Source organism: uncultured Spongiibacter sp. (assembly GCF_964011655.1).
Lineage (GTDB): Bacteria > Pseudomonadota > Gammaproteobacteria > Pseudomonadales > Spongiibacteraceae > Spongiibacter > Spongiibacter marinus.
In genome coordinates this window covers 45,321-69,381 of record NZ_CAXGPO010000006.1, presented here as the reverse complement: position 1 = coordinate 69,381, position 24,061 = coordinate 45,321, and the positions used below count along the sequence as shown (strand labels likewise).

24 protein-coding genes and 1 riboswitch are annotated in these 24,061 nt (G+C 56.4%); of the genes, 13 read left to right on the top strand and 11 right to left on the bottom strand.

Going from position 1 to position 24,061, the window contains the following annotated elements:
• Positions 1-54: 54 nt before the first annotated feature.
• The 7 genes from ABNS66_RS04895 to ABNS66_RS04865 form a co-directional block, all read right to left on the bottom strand.
• Positions 55-420, bottom strand: coding sequence for a CoA-binding protein (locus tag ABNS66_RS04895; RefSeq protein WP_204996595.1), 366 nt, complete (start codon positions 418-420; stop codon positions 55-57).
• A 90-nt stretch (positions 421-510) separates the two neighbouring features.
• Positions 511-1,053, bottom strand: a complete 543-nt coding sequence (locus ABNS66_RS04890; protein ID WP_286839604.1) for a hypothetical protein — start codon at positions 1,051-1,053, stop codon at positions 511-513.
• A gap of 123 nt (positions 1,054-1,176) precedes the next feature.
• Positions 1,177-2,052, bottom strand: coding sequence for a D-hexose-6-phosphate mutarotase (locus ABNS66_RS04885; protein WP_286839601.1), 876 nt, complete (start codon positions 2,050-2,052; stop codon positions 1,177-1,179).
• Complete coding sequence (locus tag ABNS66_RS04880) at positions 2,045-2,749, bottom strand: SAM-dependent methyltransferase (RefSeq protein WP_239547812.1); 705 nt, start codon at positions 2,747-2,749, stop codon at positions 2,045-2,047. Before ABNS66_RS04880 ends, ABNS66_RS04885 begins: the two co-directional genes overlap by 8 nt.
• A gap of 226 nt (positions 2,750-2,975) precedes the next feature.
• On the bottom strand, positions 2,976-4,622 hold the full coding sequence (gene groL, locus ABNS66_RS04875; RefSeq protein WP_204997438.1) for a chaperonin GroEL: 1,647 nt from the start codon (positions 4,620-4,622) through the stop codon (positions 2,976-2,978).
• A 46-nt stretch (positions 4,623-4,668) separates the two neighbouring features.
• Positions 4,669-4,959, bottom strand: a complete 291-nt coding sequence (locus tag ABNS66_RS04870; protein WP_027874494.1) for a co-chaperone GroES — start codon at positions 4,957-4,959, stop codon at positions 4,669-4,671.
• 213 nt (positions 4,960-5,172) lie between these two features.
• Positions 5,173-5,643: an FxsA family protein gene (locus ABNS66_RS04865; protein WP_286839597.1), complete on the bottom strand. Its 471-nt coding sequence runs from the start codon at positions 5,641-5,643 to the stop codon at positions 5,173-5,175.
• A gap of 147 nt (positions 5,644-5,790) precedes the next feature.
• Between ABNS66_RS04865 and ABNS66_RS04860 the strand changes: the two genes are divergently transcribed.
• From ABNS66_RS04860 to ABNS66_RS04850, 3 genes are read left to right on the top strand one after another with little or no spacing between them, the layout of a single operon-like run.
• Positions 5,791-6,804 carry a phospholipase A gene (locus ABNS66_RS04860; RefSeq protein WP_286839594.1) on the top strand — a complete coding sequence of 338 codons (1,014 nt, stop codon included), beginning with the start codon at positions 5,791-5,793 and terminating at the stop codon, positions 6,802-6,804.
• Between the two features lie 32 nt (positions 6,805-6,836).
• A complete protein-coding gene (locus ABNS66_RS04855) occupies positions 6,837-7,481 on the top strand; it encodes a carbonic anhydrase (protein WP_204997432.1) in 645 nt (214 codons plus the stop codon).
• On the top strand, positions 7,471-7,797 hold the full coding sequence (locus ABNS66_RS04850) for an MGMT family protein (RefSeq protein WP_286693905.1): 327 nt from the start codon (positions 7,471-7,473) through the stop codon (positions 7,795-7,797). Before ABNS66_RS04855 ends, ABNS66_RS04850 begins: the two co-directional genes overlap by 11 nt.
• Here ABNS66_RS04850 and ABNS66_RS04845 read toward each other — a convergent pair.
• Positions 7,794-9,053, bottom strand: coding sequence for an AmpG family muropeptide MFS transporter (locus tag ABNS66_RS04845; protein ID WP_286839590.1), 1,260 nt, complete (start codon positions 9,051-9,053; stop codon positions 7,794-7,796). The two genes, ABNS66_RS04850 and ABNS66_RS04845, sit on opposite strands and share 4 nt — an antisense overlap.
• A gap of 50 nt (positions 9,054-9,103) precedes the next feature.
• Positions 9,104-9,586, bottom strand: coding sequence for a YajQ family cyclic di-GMP-binding protein (locus ABNS66_RS04840; protein WP_286839589.1), 483 nt, complete (start codon positions 9,584-9,586; stop codon positions 9,104-9,106).
• Positions 9,587-9,689: 103 nt separating this feature from the next.
• On the opposite strand from ABNS66_RS04840, the gene ABNS66_RS04835 reads away from it, so the two are divergent.
• Entirely contained in the window at positions 9,690-10,604 is a 915-nt protein-coding gene (locus ABNS66_RS04835) for a 2-dehydropantoate 2-reductase (protein ID WP_286839586.1), read from the top strand.
• Positions 10,605-10,656: 52 nt separating this feature from the next.
• Here the strand turns inward: ABNS66_RS04835 and ABNS66_RS04830 are convergent, their stop codons facing one another.
• A complete protein-coding gene (locus ABNS66_RS04830; RefSeq protein ID WP_204997428.1) occupies positions 10,657-11,541 on the bottom strand; it encodes a fatty acid desaturase in 885 nt (294 codons plus the stop codon).
• A 145-nt stretch (positions 11,542-11,686) separates the two neighbouring features.
• Between ABNS66_RS04830 and ABNS66_RS04825 the strand changes: the two genes are divergently transcribed.
• The 9 genes from ABNS66_RS04825 to ABNS66_RS04785 all read left to right on the top strand — a co-directional run bounded on the left by ABNS66_RS04825 (position 11,687) and on the right by ABNS66_RS04785 (position 22,048).
• Positions 11,687-12,700, top strand: a complete 1,014-nt coding sequence (locus ABNS66_RS04825; RefSeq protein ID WP_286839582.1) for an AraC family transcriptional regulator — start codon at positions 11,687-11,689, stop codon at positions 12,698-12,700.
• Between the two features lie 253 nt (positions 12,701-12,953).
• A complete protein-coding gene (locus tag ABNS66_RS04820) occupies positions 12,954-14,417 on the top strand; it encodes a PEGA domain-containing protein (protein WP_286839580.1) in 1,464 nt (487 codons plus the stop codon).
• Between the two features lie 107 nt (positions 14,418-14,524).
• A riboswitch (cobalamin riboswitch) is annotated at positions 14,525-14,677 on the top strand.
• 90 nt (positions 14,678-14,767) lie between these two features.
• Positions 14,768-16,642 carry a TonB-dependent receptor gene (locus ABNS66_RS04815; protein WP_286839578.1) on the top strand — a complete coding sequence of 625 codons (1,875 nt, stop codon included), beginning with the start codon at positions 14,768-14,770 and terminating at the stop codon, positions 16,640-16,642.
• A gap of 35 nt (positions 16,643-16,677) precedes the next feature.
• Positions 16,678-17,280, top strand: a complete 603-nt coding sequence (gene cobO / locus ABNS66_RS04810; protein WP_027874505.1) for a cob(I)yrinic acid a,c-diamide adenosyltransferase — start codon at positions 16,678-16,680, stop codon at positions 17,278-17,280.
• The gene (locus tag ABNS66_RS04805; protein WP_286839576.1) at positions 17,280-18,158 is read left to right on the top strand and encodes a cobalamin-binding protein; all 879 of its coding nucleotides are present in this window, start codon (positions 17,280-17,282) and stop codon (positions 18,156-18,158) included. Before cobO ends, ABNS66_RS04805 begins: the two co-directional genes overlap by 1 nt.
• Positions 18,145-19,134, top strand: a complete 990-nt coding sequence (locus tag ABNS66_RS04800; RefSeq protein ID WP_286693895.1) for an iron ABC transporter permease — start codon at positions 18,145-18,147, stop codon at positions 19,132-19,134. Before ABNS66_RS04805 ends, ABNS66_RS04800 begins: the two co-directional genes overlap by 14 nt.
• Positions 19,134-19,931, top strand: coding sequence for an ABC transporter ATP-binding protein (locus ABNS66_RS04795; RefSeq protein WP_286839572.1), 798 nt, complete (start codon positions 19,134-19,136; stop codon positions 19,929-19,931). The genes ABNS66_RS04800 and ABNS66_RS04795 overlap by 1 nt, the downstream gene beginning before the upstream one ends.
• The gene (gene bluB, locus ABNS66_RS04790) at positions 19,921-20,583 is read left to right on the top strand and encodes a 5,6-dimethylbenzimidazole synthase (protein WP_286839569.1); all 663 of its coding nucleotides are present in this window, start codon (positions 19,921-19,923) and stop codon (positions 20,581-20,583) included. Before ABNS66_RS04795 ends, bluB begins: the two co-directional genes overlap by 11 nt.
• Positions 20,576-22,048 carry a cobyric acid synthase gene (locus tag ABNS66_RS04785; protein WP_286839541.1) on the top strand — a complete coding sequence of 491 codons (1,473 nt, stop codon included), beginning with the start codon at positions 20,576-20,578 and terminating at the stop codon, positions 22,046-22,048. The genes bluB and ABNS66_RS04785 overlap by 8 nt, the downstream gene beginning before the upstream one ends.
• On the opposite strand, the gene ABNS66_RS04780 is transcribed toward ABNS66_RS04785, so the two are convergent.
• Positions 22,025-24,055, bottom strand: a complete 2,031-nt coding sequence (locus ABNS66_RS04780; RefSeq protein WP_286839539.1) for a metallophosphoesterase — start codon at positions 24,053-24,055, stop codon at positions 22,025-22,027. The genes ABNS66_RS04785 and ABNS66_RS04780 overlap by 24 nt on opposite strands.
• Positions 24,056-24,061 lie beyond the last annotated feature (6 nt).

Below are 24,061 nucleotides of genomic sequence, written 5' to 3'. Positions count from 1 at the left end.
CTTTCGCCCCCTTTTTTTTCGCCAGCCTAAATCCCACCAGTCAGGCGCCTCTCATTAGAACTGCTTACTGCGCAACAGCACCAAGGTACAGGCGTCCTCGCAAACAATGCCGCGCGCTCTTAACTCACGGGCCAAGCCCTCGTCCTCACTCCCTGGATTGAAAATGACCCGCCGGGGAGACAAACCAATCAGCGCATCCATATGCGGAGCCAGTAGCTCGCCACGCATATACACGGTGACGGTGTCGACAGGTCCGTCGACACTGGCAATATCAGGCTGGCAGTGAATTCCCGCAACCGCGCGGTGATAGGGATTCACCGGTACAACCGTATGCCCGTACTCGGTGAGCATTTGTGTTGCCTTGTAGGAATATCGCTCTGGTTTAGGGCTTGCCCCAAGTACCACAACCCGTTCAGCCATCTCTTCCCTCCAAGCGAATACTCGCTATTTCACTGACGCCAGACGTAAAAAAGCCGGGGCATGCCCCGGCGCTATCATAGCGAAATACGCTTATTTTTCCTGGGTACCCATCCAGCGGCGCAAGGTCGACGCCAGCTCTTGCGCGTTATAGGCCTCTGCGCTGTCGGGCATCGGGTCATTACCCATCTTAATTTCCAGAGACGCCTGATAAGAGGTACGGGTGGTCGTCGATGCAACACCACCACTTAAACGCCCGGGTGTTTGAGCAACAACGGTGTCACAGCTTAGCAAGCCACAGCGACGATATACCTGAGTACTGCCTCCAAACTCATTCACACCCGAAATAGTGCTACTGCTGCGGCTTTTGCTCTCCGTATCGCGATTCACCAGCTGGAACCAGTCATAACCTTCCTGCAAAGTCAGTTCTGCCGCACGAAGCAGTGCGTAATCGTTAACCGTTTCCTTATCCGTCACAGTATTCCCTGTGAAAGTCACGCGGTAGCGGTCCTTGCCTAGAGCGGTCTCGGTGTAGCCGTATGCACCACGCTCTTCAGCGGGCTGGTAACTAGTGCTGCTGCTGCATGCAGCCATCAGCACTGAAAGCAATGCGACAAACATCATCTGGGTACGCATAAAATCTCCTCGTTTTTGTGAAAGCTAACTGCTTTTTGTTTTCCGACCTGTACTCTACTAGCCTCGCCTGAACTGAAGCTGAATAAGTAAAAACCCTTACCTAGTTGCCGCAACTCCACAGACTTAAGGGCGCCAGATACGCATGTGCGCGCGGTGGCAGCCGCCCGGCGCTAGTAATAATTCATCGGCGAAAGCCATACCTCTCTCTACGCAGATGTATTCATTGTAGTGCTCGGCAACGTCATCCATTTTCTCGGCCAATGTTGCACCCGGGTTCCACACCACCACGGTATCGCACCCCTGCCCCGCAATAGCCAGCGCCCCTTTTCCCGTTGCTAACTCCTGAACACCACCCACCTGCTCAAATACGCGATCAACCTCACCATCAAAGCGCTGGACGGTGCTAAGTCGGCATTTAGCCAAGCCCTGGGCATTGTCCAAATAGTCGCCCGTGCCCAGGCCCTGAACACTCGCCGCAGCAGTCTCCGCGGCAAAGTAGCTGTGCATGGCAAAACTCAAGGGCAGGCTCTGCTGGCTGCGATTGCAAATCACTAACTCGCACGCCAACTCGCGCCCCAATCGGTACACCACCTGTGCGCTATACATCCAGGGAAAGCGTGCCTGCTCGTCAGGTGCAGACTCGATGGCAAATCGAAGGACCAAACCATCCTCGTCGCTACTCGCCTCAAGCAATTGCCACTCTCGCTGCCTGGCAAACCCGTGTTTGGGCAAGGTGGCGTCGCGACGATTCACACCAAACCACGGCAAACACAGGGGAACCCCCCCACGAATGGCCGCGCCGTCGGAAAAAACCGCCTTGGGGCTCAGCCACAGCCAGTCTTCTTCGCCCACCGGCGCAAATGACAACAACTGCGCGCCCTGCAGCGCAAACACCGCCCGACATTGTGCGGTGTCTGCAACGATTAGCGGCAAAGCCTGCTCGCTGCCATATTCGCTACGGCTATCGCTGACCCTCACGCCACGGGGAAGATCAATCATCAGTATTTTCCTCGGCGGCGGACGCAGACTTCACCCACAGCATATCGTTCGCCCCCTTTTGAAATTGGTAATCCACGCGCTCCATGCCAACATCATAGCCCCGCTCCCCCAGCTCCCGCACAACGGCGGGCAGGTGCTGCGACACACGACCATCTACTGAGACCAGCGGATAAATACGCACCTCACGGGCAACACGGCACAGCTCAAGCACTGCCTCAACATGGGCCTGAAGATCGATGTGCTCGCTGTAGAGAAATAATAAGTGTGAACAAAGGGCCAGGTCGTACTCGCCATCAAAACACGGCAGCTCAGGCAAACTGGCCTCAACATAGCGACCCGCTTGCAAACCGCTTGGGTAATCTTCCAAAAATCGATTCATCGCCGACATACGCACTGAGCCCAAGTGCCCTGGGTCGCGAAAGTGGCGCCATACATATTGGTCTGCCTGCCGCGCAAATTGGCTGAGCATACCGGGGTAGACACGGCGAATACGCTGCTGGATATCGTCGGCGCTGAACTGATAGATCGGGTCGACCGACAGCACTTTACCGCCCTGCGCCGTTACTTCGGCATTAAAACTCGCCGTGCCGTCACCGCAGCCAAGGATACTGCGCTCTAGGTCTTCCTCTCGCAGCGCAAACATCGCTGCATATTCCGCCAGGGATCGCCCCCACGGCACTACTGATGATAGCTCCAAAAATAATCCACCGAATAACCAGAAAAAACCCGCGTGGCGGGCTCGAATAACGCAGTATAAATCCTGGGGCCAGCATGGCGCCAATAACTCAGCTAAAACACAACCATACAGGCACATTCCCGCAATACTGAGGGGCAACTCAGCTGCAAAGCCTGTCCTGCCACGGATGGCCAGGCAAAAAAAAAGCCCCGCGGTGCGGGGCTCTCATTTTTATGGATGTGTGGGCTTACATCATGCCGCCCATACCACCCATGCCGCCCATGCCGCCCATATCAGGCATCGCTGGCGCTTCATCTTTCGGTGCGTCGGCAATCATGCACTCAGTAGTGATGATCAAACCTGCCACCGAACCGGCCGCCTGCAGAGCAGTACGGGTCACTTTGGCTGGGTCGAGGATACCCATTTCCATCATGTCACCGTAGGTGCCGTTGCCAGCGTTGTAACCGAAGTTACCTTCGCCAGAGCGCACTTTGTCGAGTACTACAGAGGCTTCGTCACCCGCGTTAGTCACAATCTGACGCAGAGGAGCTTCCATCGCACGCAGCGCGGCGTTAATACCCGCCAGCTGGTCTTCATTGTCGCCTTCTACTGCAGCCAGGTTGCTGATTGCGCGAACCAGGGCAACACCACCGCCAGGTACAACGCCTTCTTCAACTGCCGCGCGTGTTGCATGCAGCGCATCTTCAACACGGGCTTTTTTCTCTTTCATTTCGATCTCAGTGGCTGCGCCAACTTTGATCACCGCAACACCGCCAGCCAGCTTGGCTACGCGCTCTTGCAGCTTCTCACGATCGTAATCAGAGCTGGTGTTTTCGATCTGAGTGCGAATCTCGGCAACGCGTGCTTCGATATCGCCCGCTTGGCCGGCACCGTCAACAATCACGGTGTTTTCTTTGTCCATGGTTACGCGCTTAGCGGTACCCAAGTGCTCCAGAGTCGCTTGCTCCAGGTCGAGGCCAACTTCTTCAGAGATCACAGTACCACCAGTCAGGATGGCGATGTCTTGCAGCATGGCTTTACGGCGGTCGCCGAAGCCAGGCGCTTTACACGCAGCCACTTTAACGATGCCGCGCATCGTGTTCACAACCAGTGTTGCCAGGGCTTCGCCTTCAACATCTTCAGCAACAATCACCAGTGGACGGCTGGCCTTCGCAACGTTCTCCAGCAGCGGCAACAACTCGCGAATATTGGAGATTTTCTTGTCAACCAACAGGATGAAGGGGTTGTCGTGCTCAACAGACATGTTGTCGGTGTTGTTCACGAAGTAAGGAGACAGGTAGCCGCGATCAAACTGCATACCTTCAACAACATCCAGCTCGTTTTCCAGGCCTTGACCTTCTTCTACAGTGATCACACCCTCTTTGCCGACTTTCTCCATCGCTTCAGCAATGATAGCGCCAACGTGGCTGTCGCTGTTGGCCGAGATGGTGCCAACCTGAGAGATGGCCTTGCTGTCCGCACAGGGGATAGACAGCTTCTTAACTTCTTCAACTGCTGACGCGATTGCCTTGTCGATGCCGCGCTTCAGGTCCATTGGGTTCATGCCAGCAGCGACCGCTTTCAGGCCTTCGTTAACAATGGCCTGGGCCAGTACGGTGGCAGTGGTGGTGCCGTCACCCGCGTCGTCAGAAGCTTTAGAAGCCACTTCTTTGACCATCTGGGCACCCATGTTCTCCAGCTTGTCTTCAAGCTCGATTTCTTTGGCAACAGAGACACCGTCTTTTGTTACGGTTGGCGCACCAAATGATTTGTCCAAAACAACGTTGCGGCCCTTGGGACCAAGCGTTACCTTAACCGCGTTTGCCAGGGTGTTAACGCCAGCCACCATGCGTTGGCGGGCTTCGTTACCAAATACTACGTCTTTAGCCATGATTGTCTTACCTTCCTACTAATTCGTTGATTCAATTGAGCGCTAGAAATTAGCCTTCGATAACACCGAAGATTTCAGACTCACCGAGAACAATCAGCTCTTCACCGTCGACTTTAACGGCGTTACCAGAGTACTGACCGAAGATCACGCGATCGCCAACCTTGACACCAACAGGGCGCAACTCACCGTTTTCCAGCAATTTTCCCTCGCCTACAGCCAATACTTCGCCTTGATTCGGCTTCTCTTTGGCAGAACCGGGCAAAACGATACCGCCGGCGCTTGTCTGCTCCTCTTCGCTACGACGAACCACTACACGGTCGTATAAGGGACGAATTTTCATCTTGATCAATCTCCATTAAATCAATGAACAGATTTTTATTTGACCGGACATTCCGGCACCGCCAGGTAGTGATTACCTACTTGGCGACCTCCCTTTCACACGGATCGGGAATCATCAGGTTTCCCATCGCGCAGACTGGACATGCAGTCACCGTGGGCTGCTCAGGTAACTGGGGGCGAGAAAATGCTTTTCAAGGGCAAAGAGTGAAAATTTTTAGTCTTCTTTTCGGTATTCACCTTCGATGGTGATATGGCCAGGCTCGCGGCGCCCTTCCGCGCCCGAAGAATTGCCGCGCGGGCCGCTACTGGCGCTGAAGCCACCGGCTTGCATCTGAATAACGCCGCGGCGCAGCATCTGGTCAATAACGGTGTTGCGCAAGGGGCGAATCAGGCAGACGAAACCCACCGCATCAGTAATAAAACCCGGTGTGAGCAGTAATGCGCCGCCGATTGCCAGCATCAGGCCCTCGAGTATCTCTCTGGCGGGCACCTCACCGTGATCCAGGCGCTGGCGCGCACGCAATAACGTAGACACGCCCTGCTGGCGCAGCAATGTGGCGCCGATTAACGCGGTTAGCAATACACACGCGATCGTAGGCAGGGCACCGATCAGCCCCCCAACCTCGATAAGCAGCCACATTTCCAAGATGGGGGCGATGACAAAAATACTAAATAGGACTCTCATAGTTATGCTGACCTGATGAATCAAAAATGGTGCCGTCTTTAGCCCCAAGGAAAGAAAAAAACCAAAGCGCCTAGTGCCCGCCTTGCTGACAACTTATTATGTCAGCAACGCCACTGCGACCTCTACCACCTTCGAGACCTCAGCCCTATGCACCTCGCTCGCGCCGCCTTATTACTGCTGCTAACACCATATATTTCAAAAAGTTACGCCGCACCGTCGAGTGCGCCAACACCAGCGATGGATATGGAAGAATGCCTATCGCTGGCCGCTCAGAGTGCCTCCGACGAGATCACGCTCGGCCAGCTGCGCGAACAGTGCCAACAGCGCCTTCAAGGCCCCGATGCTGCCGAAGAGCATATTCGCAAACAAACCAAGGGCGTTGTCGAAGAGCGTGTTGCACTAGAGCGCTTCACCGATGACAACCCCTTTGTACTCACCCCTCACCGCGCCAATTACTTGCTTCCCCTGTCCTGGCGCGACGACACCGCAGACTACAGCTCGTCGCTGCCGATCAAAGAGGAAAATGTTGATAGCACTGAGGTCGAATTTCAGCTCAGTGTAAAAGTACACATCGCCAAGGGAATCCTCGGGGGCGGCATTCTCAGCGGCGCCTATACCAACCGCTCCTTCTGGCAGGCCTACAACAAGGAGTTTTCCGCACCGTTTCGCGAGACCAACCACGAGCCCGAGCTCATTCTCAGTTACAGCAACGACTGGCAATGGAATGGGGTTCGCAATGTGGGCAACCAGCTAATATTTAACCATCAGTCCAACGGCCGCGGCGAGCCGTTGTCACGCAGTTGGAATCGCATCATGCTCAATATGGTGTTTGAGCACGACCGCTTCGCCATGACCTTTAAGCCCTGGTACCGCATCCCCGAGGCCGCCGATGATGACGATAACCGCGATATCGAATTTTATCTCGGCCACTTTGAGTGGATGGGCTTCTATCAATGGAAAGACCGCACACTCAGCGTGATGCTGCGCAACAACTTGCGCAGCGACAACCGTGGCGCAGTGGAAATCGGTTGGAGCTTTCCGATTAGTTCCAAGATCAAAGCTTATGTAAAATACTTTAATGGTTATGGCGAAAGCCTGATCGAATACAATAACTCGCTGCAGAGCGTCGGTTTTGGCGTGCTGATCAGCGATTGGCTGTAACACTCGACAGAAAACACATATAAAGGTAGATAATGATCAATGCTCAGGAAGCGCTTGCGCGTTTAAAAGAAGGCAATACCCGCTTTGTTGAAAAGCTGGCTGAAAACAAAGACTACATATCGAATAAAAAACCCGAGTTGGTTGAGGAGCAAAGCCCCTTCGCCATCATTTTGGGTTGCTCCGATGCGCGGGTTCCCGCTGAGATGGTGTTTGACCAAACTCTGGGCGATCTGTTTGTTATTCGCGTAGCCGGCAATGTTGTAGCCCCGTCGGGCATCGGCAGTGTTGAATTTGCCGCCCTCAACTTTGGCACGCCATTGGTTGTGGTGCTGGGTCACTCGCGCTGTGGCGCTGTCAAAGCCACGGTAGACGCACTGAGTGGCAACTCCAAAATCCCCACCTCCGCCCTACACTCCATTGTTAAGCGCGTGCGCCCAGCCGTGGAAACGCTGCTAGTCACCGAGTTAAAAGACAACCCAGAGGAACTGGTTAAGCAGGCGGTACGCGCCAATGTACGGACCTCGGTAGAGCACCTTTGCAGCGGCTCATCCACATTGGAACAGCTGATTAGCGAAGGGAAGCTAATGGTCGTGGGCGCAGAGTACTCGCTGGAAACCGGAAAGGTCGACTTCTTCTACGAAGACTACTGGGAGCGTATTCGCAACCTTGACGAATAAGCCTTCCGACCAAGCTCGGCGTCAGCTACTGCTGGCGCTGAGTCAGATTCCTCCTGGCCGCTTATGCAGCTACGGCGAGCTCGCCCGCCAAGCAGGACTGCCCGGCCGGGCCCGCTGGGTTGGGCGCCAGCTCAGCCAACTTCCCGACCAGAACACCCTGCCTTGGCACCGCGTTATCAATGCACAAGGCAAAATCAGTTTCCCACACAATTCCGAGGCTTATCGTCGACAGCTCTCACGGCTGATTGATGAAGGCAGCGCCTCACCCGACGGCAAAATCGCGTGGCAGCGATGCCGGTGGCCGGATCAACACTAGCGCTCTGCCGACCACGGCGCAACCTTAACCAGCATCAACATGCCTGGGATCGCCAATGCAGCGCAGAGCAAATAGAAATTCGTCCAACCGACCACTTCAACAATGGCGCCAGTGGTGGCATTGGCAAAGGTGCGCGGCAGTGCCGCCAGCGCGGTGAACAAGGCAAACTGTGTGGCCGCATAGGCCGGTGTTGTTGCCCTGGCGATAAAGGCGGTAAAGGCGGCGGTGCCTAAACCCACCCCGAGGTACTCAAATACAATCACTAGGGTCAGCGCCAGGCGGTTCGGCCCGATTTCAGCCAATGCCGCAAAGCCAAAGATGCTCAGCAGTTGCACCACACCAAATAGCCAAAGCGCGCGATTGATGCCCAGCCGAATCATTATCACGCCGCCCACCAGGCCGCCAATAATCGCGGCCGTCAGCGAGGCCGTTTTAGCGATCGTACCAATTTCCGTGAGGCTAAAACCGATATCCAAGTAAAAAGGCGACGACAGCGCGGTGGCCATATTGTCACCGAGCTTGTACAGAAACAGGAAGGTCAGCAGCCACAAGGCACTGCCCAGCCCGTTGCGCTGCACAAACTCCTTAAATGGCTCGACCACTGCCGCGCGCAGGGTAAGAGGCGCCGCGCTGTCATCACCGGCCTCGCTTACCCAGAAGGTCATCGCAACACCGATGAGCATGAAGCCGGCCATCACCATGAACACCGTGCTCCAGGGGAAGTAGTCCCCCATGATCACCCCGAGAGAACCCGGCACCAAACCGGCCAAGCGGTAGGCCTGCACATGTATCGCGTTGCCCAGCCCCAGCTCCTCGTCCTTCAGAAGCTCACGGCGATACGCGTCCAGCACAACATCCTGGCTGGCGCTAAAAAAAGCGACCCCCGCCGCCACGTAGGCAACCAGCCCGACAGACATCGTCGGGTCAATAAAACCCAGTGCCGCCATGGACAGCATGAGAGCGATTTGCGTGATCAACATCCACCCGCGCCGGCGGCCCAAAAACGGCGGCACATAGCGGTCCATCAACGGCGCCCATACAAACTTCCAGTTATACGGGAAGCCCACCAGGGCAAATAAGCCGATCTCGGTTAGCCCTACTCCCTCGCTGCGCAGCCACGCTGGCACCAGTTGAATGAGGAAATACAACGGCAAACCCGAGGCCAACCCAGTAAGCACGCAGATAAACATCTGCTGCGTAAATATGGATCGATACCATGGCAGGTCGGTGACGTCCGGTGACGGCTGGGGCTGCATTATTGCCTATCCTTAATTGGGCTGCGGCCCAGAGGCCGGAGTCGGTGCAATCAATCGCGAAAATTATTGAATTGCAGGGGCTGCTCTAGATCAGCATCGCGCAACAGCGCCATTACCTGCTGGAGGTCGTCGCGTTTTTTACCGGTGACTCTCACCTGATCACCCTGAATTTGGCTTTGCACTTTCAGCTTGCTGTCTTTGATCAGCTTGACGATCTTGCGGCACAGATCCGACTCCAAACCATTTTTCATGGTCACCCGTTGCCGCACTTGCTTGCCGTAGCCTTCCATGTCGCCCAGTTCCATCGCCTTCGGGTCGATCTTGTTCTTTATCAGGGTGCTGCGCAGTATGTCTTCCATCTGAGTCAGCTGAAACTCCGCCTCCGCCAACACCGTGGCATTGAGCCCGTCGCGCTCGAAGCTGGCTTCAACACCGCGAAAATCAAAGCGGGTATCCAACTGGCGGTTGGCCTGATCAAGGGCATTGGTAAAGGTGTGCAAATCCACTTCAGACACGATATCAAACGACGGCATTCAGGTTCTTCCTATACAAATGAACGGGCACAAGTGTAACAAGGGCTGACGCGCGCAAACAGCACCGTTGCTCCACACCGCGGCCATCACGTAAGCTGCCACCATGACCTCACACCGCTCACATTGGCACATACTTGGCGCAGGCGCGATAGGCAGCCTGTGGGCCAGCTACGCCGTTAAACATGACCTGCCAACCACATTGCTGCTACGCAGCGACGAACGACTTTCGCAGTTTAAAATGGCAGGGGGAATTCTCGCGACTCTGGCAGGGAGTGCTGAACTGCTGCCACTGGCGGCAGAGTCATGCGAACAAAACGGCCCGCCGATAGCGCGTTTACTCCTTACCACCAAAGCACCAGACAGCTCGTCAGCCGTCGCGTCTATCAGCCCTCGCTTGGCCTCGGGTGCCTGCGTGGTACTGCTTCAAAATGGCCTGGGCGTGCGCGAAGAATTGCTCAAACTTCGGCCCGACCTGCAGTGCTATCACGCCGTCACCACGGAAGGAGCATTTCGCCCCGCTCCTTTTCAGGTCGTGCACGCGGGTCGCGGTCGCACGCTGCTTGGCGGCGGCTCAAATGATAAAGCCCTGGCGAGGGAACTCAGCGTCGGGCCGCTCGTTGTTACCCCCGACCCGAACATCGAGCAAGCCCTGTGGCGCAAGCTCATTATCAACTGCGCCATCAACCCCTTAACGGCGCTGTATCGCTGCCGCAACGGCGAGCTGTTGGACAATCCTCAGGCGCTTCAGCAACTGCACGGCGTCATCGACGAGGCGCTCTGCCTGGCGCCGCATTTGCAACTCGGCGATGTCTTTGACGGCCTGCGAGAGCAAGTCTTGGACGTCGTCGCAAATACCGCCCTCAACCGCTCATCGATGTTACAAGACATCGAGTCCGGTCGCCGCAGTGAGATCGACTACATCACGGGCTACCTCTGTCGCGTGGCAGAGCAACACGGTATTGCCATACCCATCAACCGGCAGCTGCTAGAGCAACTAAAGGCCCTTCCGGGCCAATAAGCCACAGGCTTCTGTACCCAGCCGCAGACCCAGGCATTTGCCACCGTGCCCATCAAGGCTCCACAGGTTCGCGGCTAAAAATACCGATAATCGGCGTTTGCTCTGCGCGCAAAATCGGCTCGATTTCCCTGTGAACAGCGTGATAGCGATAAAACGGCACGCGGGGAAAGAGGTGGTGAATGGAGTGCAGGTTTTGTCCCAGCCAGAACCATTCAAATGGCTTCATCCAACGCGGCATGATCATACTGCAGGTATTGCGGTAGCGTTCAGCGTCGCGGTAAGGCAGGTGCGGACGATACGCAAACCAGTAGGCCGTAAAGAAGCCACCAAGGAAGTAGCCCACGATCAATAATGCAACAATCGCCGGCGTGGCCACCCACGCCACCAAGGCGATACGCCAGCTCACAGAAAACGCAATTTCACCCAAATAAATCAACCGCTCGCGGCCAGACACCTTGTGCCAGCGGGTCGCATAAAGGAAGCGGTTTTGCAGCCAAAAAAACCGCAGGCCCGTCACCAGAAAGGCCCACCACCCGTCGCCCATTTTGTGGAGCATATAGTCCGGGTCCTTACCCTGCTGATTGGTATAGCGGTGATGGGTAAAGTGCTCCACCGTGTGCGATGCGTAAGGGATCATAATAATGGGGGCAACAACAAACCCACAGGCATCGTTCAGCCATTTCAACGATGCATGATCACCATGAATATTCGCGTGGGTGGCTTCGTGCAAAGGCGTGTACGCCATGTAGGTGAGCGCGGCATACACCAGCGTCGCCAGCCACCACGGCACCACACCGGCGATGAACAGTGCCAAGTTAGCAATAAAAGCACCGACAACTAACATAGTGAGTAGCACCGTTGGCCAGGCAAACTCTCCCATGTAGCGCTTGGCCACCACAATAGCCCGCCGATTAGCTGTGCTATGATTCTTTTCCACCGATTATTCTCCGAGCATTGATGACAGGCCAGCACACTACAGACAGCGTCGCTCAACCAGAAGGGCATTTCTGGCCGTCATCAGGGCATAGCAGACCACCACACATTACGTGCCGGCTGGCGCGGCAGACGGAGCTGGCCGGGCGATGAACGCGGATATTCTTCACCCAATTACCATGGCCCAGGTCATGGTGAACTTTGCAGCCGAGCGCGGCGTTAGCCAACAATGCTGCCTGCTAAACACCGGTATTTCCGGCAGTGACCTTGCCGAAACAGAAAGCCTGATTACCCGCGAGCAGGAAATGCAGGTCATCGCGAATGTGATGCATGCCCTTGGCGGCAGCCCCGCCATCGGGTTTGAACTGGGCCTGCGCTACAACATCGCCACTTTCGGCTTATGGGGCTTCACGCTTCGCACCTGCCGCAGCCTGCGAGACGCGGTGCAACATGCCATGCGCTATCTGCCGCTAAGCACTGCCTACTGCCAACTGAGCCTGATCGACAACGACACGCATTTCGGCGTTGTACTCAACGGCGATACCATCCCACTCGAGCTCAGGGAATTTCTGAAACTTCGCGATTTGGCAACTGCGCTCAATTTACTGCGTGAACTCGGTTTGTCAGGCATTAGCGTGCAAGCCGTGGAGCTGGACTTATTGCAAACCGCGGAGCTTGAGAAAAGCGAGACCTTAGCTGCCTGGAACCCACATTTCGCTGCACCGCGAACCGCCGTGTTAATCGCCCCGGAAGACGCCGACCGACCGCTTCCCACTTACGACCCGCACCTGGTGAGAATGCTGGAAGACCAGTGCCGCACGCAATTGGCACGTCGGCAAGAAACCGGAACCGCCGGACAAGTCCGTCGCCAGATCCTCTGTCAACTCGGGCTAAGCGCAACACTGGAAGACACGGCGGCAGCACTGGCGATCTCACCGCGCAGCCTCCGTCGTCGCCTAGAAGAGGAGAACACCAGCTTCCGGCAACTGGTTGATGACGAGCGACGTTCACTCGCCGAGCAACTGCTAAAAAACTCCCTGATGACGCTGGAAGAACTCGCCGCCCAGCTCGGATACCTGGATACAGCAAGCTTCACCCGCGCCTTTCGGCGCTGGCACGGCCAGTCTCCCGGCCAGTACCGAAAAAATCAAAACAAGGTCTAACCTCTCTACCCTGGCATCGCTCTTTACCTGACCGCAAAGCATAAGTGGGCGCCATTCGCGACAAGCAAACTCTACGACAACCACCTGCTAACACGCCGCATGAGGAGCAAAAAGGCGACCGCCGCAGCCCATTTAATCTGCTTTTATTCAGCAGCTTGCAAGTCAGAAGCGCTTTATTTTCGCTACAATTGGTCGCCAGGTAGGCCACAATGCCTGCGGCGACCTTACTCGTATTTTTCAGGACTCATGGCAAATGACGCGTTATCGACAGGGACTTTCTGTTTTCACTCTATGCCTGCTGGCTATCCTTTCCTCAGGCTGTGCAACAAAGTACTACAAGTACTACCCCGACGAACTTGTCCATCAAACAAAAATTATTGTTGAGCACATGGACGTACAGGCGGAAAAATTTGAAATTTCAACGCGCACCGAAACACCCCAGCAAATTGTCCTGGCGTACACCATAGATCGCGAGGCGAATCTCACCGAGTCGCACATCAAGAGCATTGACTACATTCAATCCTGGGCGGCGTTTTCTGACGACGACTACAAACATCGCGTCGCCGGCGCAAAAAAGAAGAAGCGCCTTTACCTGGAGCAAAGCCAGGCACTGACCGAGTTATTGTCACCGCTGCATAGCGCCGAAACCTCAACCACTCGCAACCGGCGTATCAGTGGCAAACCCAGCCTCATATGGGAGACGACAAAGCGCCTCGAGAGCGGAGGTAAAGTATCCGTCCCGGAACAGGGTGATGCCATACTGTGCAGCCTAGACATGTCGGCTTTGCACAGCTGCATAACATACCGTAACGGCGAAAGACTAAATCGCTATCAGAGTAATGTCTTAAAAAGGCTAGCACCTGGCGGCGAGCTCAATGAGCGCAACATCACAGATACGGTCGTTAATATCGTCAAGCAGGATGCACTGTTTAAGCGGGTACTCAAAAACCAGCGCAGCGTGAAGGCTCAGGTTCAACCCCGGGCTGGTAATGTACCTGACGGTATGACAATTACGGTAGATGACGGCGTAATAGAGGTGGCGACAGCCAACAAGCACCTCGGCTTTTCGAAGGCGCATTTTTTCAGTCAGCTGCCAAAGAAATACCACCACCTGATTGATGCTTGGCTCAAGGAAATTACTGTCCCGCTTAGCTTTTCCACTAATCACAGCACCGCCAGTTACCCCTTGCGCTATTTTGATGGCACGGAGCTCCACCAAGAGATCAGTCGGCTTGAAAAGCTTGGCAGCGGCTATATTCGCCTTACCGCAAACATGGACAATGTCGACGTATACATCGATGGCAAGCCCAGCGGAAAGATAAGTAAAGCCACGCCCTACGTAGGCAAGCTCACCGAGGGTCGGCACACCATACAAGTTCGGAAGGACTTCTTCGGTGCCAAGACGATTAGCGTCCAAATAGAAGCCGACGACGCCTTTGCCTATGATTTCGACATGCAACCCTCGGGCAATATGTCGGAACAATTAGGCGCAGGAAAAGTGGTGCAATCGACTGGTGTGCTCGTAATCGTGACGACCCGCAACGATATTCAGCTGGAAATAAACGGCATCTCTCGCACGCCGCCAACCAAATTACCCAATATGCCTTCTGGAAAACACAAGATGAAAGTCATCACGCCTGAGCGGGAATTTATTATCGATATACTGGTAAAGGAAAATGCTAAGTCACTGATCGACCTAGACAAGTACCTCCATTAATACCAACGGAAGCAGGGCTGGCAAGCCAGCCCGCCAGCTTGCGAACCTGGCGCCCGCAGTCGAGCGTTGGCGCTGAATATTTGACAACGCCTTCTCGCCCGAATAGAGTTGCGCCGCCTGTGTTAGGTGCCCAAAGACATTAGTTTGAGGGTTAAACGGGAAGTTCGGTGAGTCGACCACTCGACAAGACCGACGCTGCCCCCGCAACGGTAATCACCTTTGGTGAGAGCCCGGAACCGGCCTAATCAGTTATCACCCGATGTAGCGGAGGGCTTCATCAGCGGTCATATACTTGTATATCACCACTATCCCTCCCTCATTGCTTCCTATTTTTAGCTTTGAGGTAAGTCATGAAAAACCGTCCACTTGCTGTGAACACTGCTCTGCTTGCAGCCTTATCCAGCCCGCTGATTACCAGCGCCGGCGAAATAGAAACCACCGTCGTTACCGCCACGCGCACTGAGCAAAGCATTGCCGAAGTACTGGCGCCAGTCACGGTATTCGAGCGCGCCGATATCGAGCGTATCGCACCGCTCGACCTGCAAGAATTGCTGTCTCGCGCCGCTGGCATCAGCTTCGTGCGCAATGGTGGCCGCGGCGCCGCCACCAGCTTGTTTGTTCGCGGCAACCAAAGTAATCATACGCTGCTGTTGGTTGACGGCGTGCGGGTAGGCTCAGCAACACTGGGCAGTCCCTCGCTCACTAACTTGCCCCCGGAGCTGATCGAGCGCGTAGAAATTGTTCGCGGGCCTCGCTCAGCCTTGTATGGTTCCGAGGCGATTGGCGGTGTCATTAACATCATCACCAAGAAGTACCACGACACCGATGGCGTGAAACCCTTTGTACAACTTAGCGCGGGCACCGAGGGTACTGTTAAAACGGTTGCTGCCGTAAACGGCGGAAACGCCGACACTCAGTTCAGCCTAAGCGGCTTGTACGAGGAGACCGACGGCGTCGACAACACCACAAGCAAGGCACTGCGCCACGGCGATGACGACGGTTTTGAGCAGCAGGCTATCAATTTCAGCGTGTCACATCGCTTTAACGCACGCGCCAAAGTTCACGCGCTGTACCAGCACAGCGATAGCGAGAGCGAATACGACACCAACTGCTACGCACCGTTTCCCAATAACTTTGCCTGCGAGCCCTACACAGACAGCACGGTTACCGTCGCGGGTTTGCGCGGTGAATTTCAGCTAAGCGACAACTGGGCACTGAAGCTTACCGCGGGCCAATCTACCGATGAAAGCCAAACGCGCTATCGCTATCGCGACCCCGCGTTGGTTGCCGCGAATCTTCGCGGCGATGTATTCGAAACCACTCGCAAGCAATTCACTGCCCAGAATGACTGGCAGCTCGGTAAACACCACGTACTCACCCTGGGTGGCGAGCATATTAATGACGAGGTCGATAGCACGCTGAGCTACGGCAAAGACGAACGCGAGAACAATGCAGGCTTTGCGCAATGGCAGGCCGACTATGGCCGCATCGACTACGCATTGGGCTGGCGTCACGACAGTAATGAACAATTTGGCTCCAGCGACACCCGCAACGCCGCCGCCGGATTGGACTTACCCATGGGCATGAAATTGATCGCCGCCTACGGCGAGGGCTTCAACGCCCCCACTTTTAACGACCTCTACTACCCCGGCTACGGCAACCCCAACCTCGAGCCTGAAAGCTCTAAAAACCGGGAGCTGGAGTTGCGCGGCAAACACGCCTGGGGGCAGTGGAGCGTTAACTATTTCATCAATGACGTGGATAAGCTCATTCAATACAACCCAGCCACCTTCGGGCCGGACCAAATTGAATCAGCGCGCATCGAGGGCCTGGAGCTAAGCTTAGCAACCGTAGTAAGACAGTGGCATATCGAAGCCAATGCAACGCTCTTGGATACTGAAGATAAAAATTCAGGCAAGGAGTTGCGCCGCCGCGCCGATAGTCAGGTGAACATCGATGTTGACCGCCAATGGCAGCAATGGGGAGTCAATGCCAGTGTTCGCTTGACCAGTGACCGCTACGAAAACACCAGCAATACCGACGAATTGCCGGGCTACGGCCTGGTCGATGCCGGTGTTTCTTACCAGATCAATGACAGCCTCAAGTTGCAACTGCTGGTAAAGAACCTGTTTGACAAAGACTACGTTAGCGCCAGACACTTCAGCCTCGGCAACTATGAGTCAATTGGGCGTGAAGCCCTGCTAAGCGTCACCTACGCCCCCTAAGGCGAACGCGTAGACTGCGATGGAGCTCCGTCACAATGAATGAAGAAGAGAAGCGCCACCAACAGCGCATGCAGAAGAAGAAGGCACTGATCGACGCCAAGGTCGCGAAAGCGACCGAAGAGCGCGGCGTGCTTATCGTCTTAAGCGGGCCGGGCAAGGGGAAATCCAGCTCGGGCTTTGGCACGGTGATTCGCTGTATTGGTCACGGCTACAAGGCCGCGGTGGTGCAGTTCATTAAGGGGACCTGGGATTGCGGTGAGAGAAATTTCTTGCAACAGCGTTGTCCCGAGGTGCCTTTCATTGTGATGGGCTCCGGTTTTACCTGGGAAACACAAAGCCGGGAACGCGATCGCGAAGCCGCTCAGCAAGCCTGGCAGCAAACGAAAACACTGTTGAGCGATGCCTCATTACACTTGGTGCTGCTCGACGAACTGACCTACATACTGAAGTACGGATACATCGACGCCGAAGAAGTCTACGAAGCGCTGCGCAACCGCCCTCGGGAGCAGAGCGTGATTATTACTGGCCGTGGTGCGCCGCCAGCCCTCAAAGAACTGGCCGACACCGTATCGATGATCGATGATAAAAAACACGCCTTTCGCGCGGGCATTAAGGCGAGAAAAGGCGTGGAGTATTGATGCGCCGCCTACTTGTCGTACTCAGCCTACTGCTCGCGCACATAGCAAACGCCGGCAGTGAGCGCTGCGTTGACGATGACCGCAACGTAAAGGTTTGCCTGGATGCTCCGGCTGCGCGCATTATCGCCCTGTCACCCGGTGCGACGGAGCTGCTCTATGCCGCAGGCGCGGGCGATAAATTAATCGCCGCCGTCAGCTTTAGTGACCACCCTGATGAAGCGAAAGCCCTGCCGAGAGTAGGAAGCTACAACCGTTTTGATCTTGAAGCGATTCTCAGCTTAACACCAGATCTGCTAATCGGCTGGCACAGTGGCAACCCGACAGAGCAACTGGCGCAACTCGAAGCACTGGGGCTTAAGGTGTATTACAGCGAGCTGCGCGGCTTTGACGATGTTAGTCGCACCCTGCGCCGTTTTGGCGAGCTGGCCGGCAGCGAGCCCGCAGCAAATGCCGCCGCCGAGCATTTTGACCAAGGCATATCCGCCTTACGCAAGCAGTACCAGAACGCTGAGAGCGTTCGCGTTTTTCAGCAAATTTGGGTTAACCCCTTAATGACGGTTAACGACCAACACCTAATTAGCGAAGCGACACGCCTGTGCGGCGGCATAAACGTCTTTGGCAACCTGCCGCGCTTGGCTGCTCGCATCGACCACGAGGCCGTATTAGCCGCCAACCCCGAAGCCATTATCGCCGGCGGCATGGGAGAAGAAAATCGCAGCTGGCTGGACGACTGGCGCCCCTACTCAGGCCTGCTGGCCGTGCAGAGAGATAATCTGTTCTTTATTCCGCCCTCTACCCTGCAACGGCCAACACCAAGACTCCTCAGCGGCACCCGTATGCTGTGCCAGCACCTGGACACCGCACGTGGCCGCCGCTAGCTATCACACCCCGCGCCTGCTACCCGCACTCGCCCTGCTCAGCCTCGGCGCGCTGTTGGCCGTTGCGCTTAGTGTAAGCACTGGGAGTGTCGCCATTAGCACCGCGGAGCTGTGGGCGGTGCTGCAAGGAGAGGGAGAACCCCTACACCACACCCTGATATTCGACCTGCGATTACCGCGCAGCCTCGCCGCCTTTGCCACCGGCGGGCTACTGGCCGTGGCGGGCGCACTTATGCAAGTGCTGCTGCGCAACCCGCTGGCGGACCCCTATGTGCTCGGCCTTTCCGGTGGCGCGGCGGTGGGCGCCCTGAGCGCCATGCTGCTTGGTCTGGGCAGTGCGGCGGTTTCAGGCTCGGCTTTCATCGGCGCCATTGTATCGGCGATCACGGTATTCGGCTTAGCCCACGGCACCGGCAGCTGGACACCCACACGCTTACTGCTTACCGGTGTGGTTATTGCGGCGGGATGGGGAGCCGTGGTCACCTTTATGCTTGCCATTGCCCCCACCGAAAGCCTGCCCGGCATGCTGTTCTGGCTGATGGGGGATCTCGCCTATGCTCGCAGCCCGTGGCCAGCACTGACGACTCTACTCGCTCTGTCTCTGCTTCTGCTGCCACTCGGGCGCAGCCTCAATGCAATGGCGCGCGGCCCGCTGCAAGCAGCCGCGCTGGGCGTTGCCGTTAAGCCCATGGAGTGGAGTATTTATATTGCCGCCAGCCTACTCACCGCTTTGGCGGTCACCACCGCCGGCAGCATCGGCTTTGTTGGCTTGGTCGTGCCACATATGCTGCGGCTGATATTGGGGAATGACCAGCGGCTGATTCTCCCCGCCTGCGCCTTGGCAGGCGGTGCACTGCTCACCTTGGCAGATACGCTGGCCAGAACCATCATCGCACCGGAGCAATTGCCCGTTGGCGTTATCACCGCCCTGCTCGGCGTTCCCACCTTCTTGCTACTGTTATACCGGAGCCGATAGTGAGCGAGGTCTTGTTACAAGCCGCCCAGCTTTGCATTGATGTGCCGGGTCGCAGCGATGGCAGCGAGCTTAACTTTGCGATTCAGCGCGGCGAAGTTTGGGGCGTTCTCGGCCCCAACGGCGCGGGTAAAACCACCCTACTCCATACCCTGGCCGGACTGCGCAAACCTCGTAAAGGTACGGTATATCTCGCAGGTTCGGCCATTCAACGGCTGCGCCGGCGGCAAATCGCCCAGCAAATGGCTGTTGTCTTTCAGGAGCGCTCGGACAGCTTCCCGGCAACGGTGATGGAATCGGTGATGATCGGCCGCCACCCCTTCTTAAGCGCCTGGGATATGGAGTCTGCCGAGGACCTTGAGATCGCTCGCGCCGCACTTGCGCGAATGGAGTTAAGTGGCATGGAGCAGCGCCTGGTGAGCAGCCTTTCCGGCGGCGAAAAACAGCGCCTGGCCATTGCCACCGCCATGACTCAGCAAGCGGATATTTGGCTGGCCGACGAGCCCGGTAATCACTTGGACCTTCACCACCAAGTCGCCGTTATGTCGATGATGCGCGAACAGGCCGCACAGGGAAATGCCGTTCTGCTTTGCCTGCACGACATCAACCTGGCAGCGCGGTACTGCGATCAGCTACTTCTGCTCTACCCCGACGGCAATGCCTGCTGGGGAGACGCCTCGATCATGCTGCAAGCCCCCGCCCTGGAAAAACTGTATCGGCAACCACTTACCGTACTCGAAGACCAAGGCCAGCGCGTTTTTATTCCCCGCACTCAGCGACATACCGGCAATGAAAACTGACTTTAGCCGCGACGATATCGACGCCATCTATCGCGTGATTGCCGCGCGGCGGGATATGCGTCACTTCACCGGTGGCGAGATTGACGACACCACACTGACACGCCTGCTAAGCGCCGCACACCAAGCGCCCAGCGTCGGCTACATGCAACCCTGGCGATTTATCCGCATCCGCAAGCCCCGGCTCCGGGAACAACTCTATGACTTGGTGCAGCAGGAGATCACTGCCTCAGCCGAGGCACTGGAAGAACGCGGTAGTGAGTTTTTACAGCTAAAGGTAGAAGGTATACGCGAGTGCGCCGAACTCATTGTGGTGGCGCTGTGCGACCAGCGAGAGCGCTACCTGTTCGGCCGCCGCACCCTGCCGGAAATGGACCTGGCGTCCGCCGCCTGCGCCATACAAAACCTTTGGCTGGCTGCACGCGCCGAAAACTTAGGGATGGGCTGGGTATCGCTATTTGAGCCAGAACCCTTGAAGGCACTGCTAAAAATGCCGGACGGTAGCCACCCCATTGCCCTGCTGTGTCTGGGACCCGTAGAGGAGTTTTACGACCGCCCAATGCTGGAGACGGCGCAGTGGGATCAACGCCGCCCCCTCCACACACTCATTATGGAGGATGGCTGGCAAACCGAGAACGAGGCAGACGATGACTAATACGCTAATGGTTCAGGGCACCACCTCCGATGCCGGCAAAAGCGTTCTCGTCGCCGCACTGTGTCGCGCCCTGCATCGCCGCGGCTTACATGTCGCGCCGTTCAAGCCACAGAATATGGCGCTTAACAGCGCCGTCACCCCCGATGGCAAGGAAATCGGCCGCGCCCAGGCCGTGCAGGCGCGGGCTTGCGGACTAGCCCCCCACAGCGATATGAACCCGGTTCTGCTTAAACCCAATAGTGACACCGGCGCACAAGTGATAATTCATGGGCAGGCCCTGCGCAATATGGAGGCGCAGGACTACCACGGCTATAAAGCGACTGCGCGAAAGGCGGTATTGGCGTCCCACCAGCGCCTTTCTCAACAATACGACTGGGTTGTGGTGGAGGGCGCCGGCAGCCCCGCTGAAATCAATCTTCGCGCGAACGATATTGCCAACATGGGGTTTGCAGAAGCGGTTGACTGCCCGGTGATACTGATTGCGGATATCGATCGCGGTGGCGTTTTCGCGCATTTGGTGGGCACGCTGGAGTTGTTGTCAGAAAGCGAACAAGCGCGGGTTGTTGGATTCGTCATCAACCGTTTTCGCGGCGATATTGCCCTGCTGCAATCCGGATTGGACTGGCTGGAAGCGCGCACCGGCAAGCCGGTATTAGGTGTACTGCCCTATTTGCACGACCTGCACCTGGAAGCCGAAGATGCCATTGATACCCAGCAAATTCGCGAGAATGTCAGTTTGCGGGTGGCGGTACCGGTATTGCCCCGCACCAGTAATCACACCGACTTCGACGCCCTTCGCCTGCACCCCAATGTTGACCTTTGCTTCGTGCGCAAGGGCGATGCACTGCCGCCTTGCGACTTGCTCATCCTACCCGGCAGCAAAAGCGTGCGCGCTGACTTACAACAGCTGCGCGACAATGGCTGGGCCGATCAGCTCAAACGTCATTTGCGTTACGGTGGCAAAGTGTTGGGGATTTGCGGCGGCTTTCAAATGCTGGGCAGTGAACTGCACGACCCGCTGGGTATTGAAGGCCCAGCCGGTAGCAGTGAGGGCTTAGGCCTTCTTGATATCACCACCACACTGGCCAGCGAGAAAACCCTGCGCCAAGTCAGCGGGCACTGCTACCTCAACGACAAAGCGACCTCAATTCGCGGTTATGAAATTCACGCTGGGGTCAGTGAGGGCGCCGGCCTCGCGCGCCATTTTGCCGATTTGGGAAGCCACCTTGACGGCGCCATTAGCGACGACGGACAAGTACTGGGCAGCTATATCCACGGTTTGTTCGACGATGACCACGCTCGGCAACAGCTGCTCACCTGGGCTGGTGCCACCGAGCAGGCTGCCTACAATTACGACGCGGTCATAGAAACGAACCTAGACCGCATTGCCGACAGCGTGGAGCAGCACATCGATCTCGATAAACTGCTCCATACCTGCTCACTAGAATTCAGACAGTCCCGCTAAGGCATCAAACAGCGGCCGCAACAGCAGTTGATCCAGAGCGCCGATCAGCGGATCCAACTGAGACAACAGCAAGTTATCAATATGGAAGCCCAATTCTCGGGTGACGGCCAGCAAAGCGCTGCTCAGGAAGGCCGGCCCCAAACCGATGGCCTGAGTCACTTCAGCCGGCGCAAACTGCTCAATGGGGATCACACCCACGAGAATATTATTCAACAGGTCTTCCACGGTAGAAGACAGCACTTGCCCCAGCTCGCTAACGCTGACATTGCCGATGGCGTCGATGCTGCGGCCCACGTCCAGTAATAGCTCGGACAGCAGGGCAAAGCTGCCACCCACCACCGGGACGATACCGGCCTCTTCTTCAATGGCATCGACTATGCCCTGAATATTGCCAGCCAGGCCCCGCAGCGGGTCAGTCAAACTGCGCAAGTCCGCGGGCGGCTGTTCACCATCTTGGTTGTTGGCGGCTTTGAAAGCATCCAGTGCTGGCGCTAACTGATCAAACGGTGCGGGCAAATCATCGCGGTCGGCAATGGCTTGCAACTGCTGCAACGAGTACAGCAATGCCTGCGACGCCCTGGCAGAACCCGCCAGTATCAATTCCGGGTTTTGCTCTGTCGCAGCGGCTTGGGCGCCACTTGCCAGCGCGTCCACGACTTCAATCAAGCCTTCCGTCGCAGCGCCCACCGAGGCAATGACTGCCGCCAGATTCTCTTCCGGTACGGCTGCAGCCAAACCATCAAAACCAGCGCGCAATTGCTCCTGCACAGGGTCGAGGTTGCCCTGCTCCGACGACACATCAAAGCTCGGATCGCCCTGCAAGGGGTTGCTAAAGGCATCGCTTGCCGCCAGTCCCTGTGAGGGCTGTTGCGGTGTCTGACGGCCATAAGCCGGCTGGGGGTCGGAGAGCGAGCCCAGTCCTAAAGCAGGGTCATTGGGATCAACCTCATAGGCCTCACCACGCATGCGGTCACCTTTGATTTCTACCCAGAAAAACCCGTAGCTGTCGCCGCGCTCGTAGAACACGGGATTTTCGTCGCGCCGCACCAGGCTGCGGGTTTTACTTCCCGCGCCAGATAGAATGAACTCCGTCTTTCCACACGATGGCGTCGGCATTAGCCACTGCAGGTCGTGGTCGTGGCCCGCAAAGAAAAAGTCGGCACGGTCACACATGGTTTCTTCTAAGAAAGCCTTGTAGCGCTCGCCCGCGAGAACCGGCAGCAAGAAGCCGGGGACGCCGTCATAATTACCGGCATTGCCGTGGCTACCATTGGAAACATAGGGGTGGTGAGCAAACACCATTTTCCATTTGGCCTGACTGGCATCGATTGACGCTTTCAACCAACGCGCCTGCGCCAGACCGTAACTGTTGTAGGCGTAATTTTCATCGCTATCGGGGAAACCGCCAGCCACCTGGCTGGAGTCAATGGCGAAGAACTCCACCAAGGGCTGGCCATTTTCCTGCTGCCCCTGAGTAAAACGGTAATAGCGATCAGGCATCTTCCAGCGGTCGCTGGCGCGGGGCGCATCGGGGTGTTCGCTGTCGCGATAATGGTAATCAACCTGGAAATCACCGTTGGCATTTCCCGCACCATCGCCACCGAAAAATTCGGTGTTGTCGTGGTTACCCAAAACAAAATAGAACGGCAGATCAACGGGGGAAAAAGGCTGTTCAAACTTTTCTTCGAACTGGCTATCCATCACCGAGCTCACCCCGGACTCATAGATATTATCGCCCAATCCAAGAACAAGGTCGCACCCGCGAGCCGCGCAGACCTTTTCAATCGCCTGCCCGACTGCATAGGCACCATCGCTGCCGCTGCCGCTGTCACCCAGCAAAATAAAGCGCAGGGTGTCGGCGTTGCCATCAACGGGTTGCTCAACGCCGTTATCAACACCAGGCGTCGAAACGCTATTACTGCTTGATGAGGAACCACCGCAGGCACTCAAGGCCACCGCTGCGCCAAATACCAGAGCGCGACCCAGTGCGTTGTACAAATGAGACATTTATCT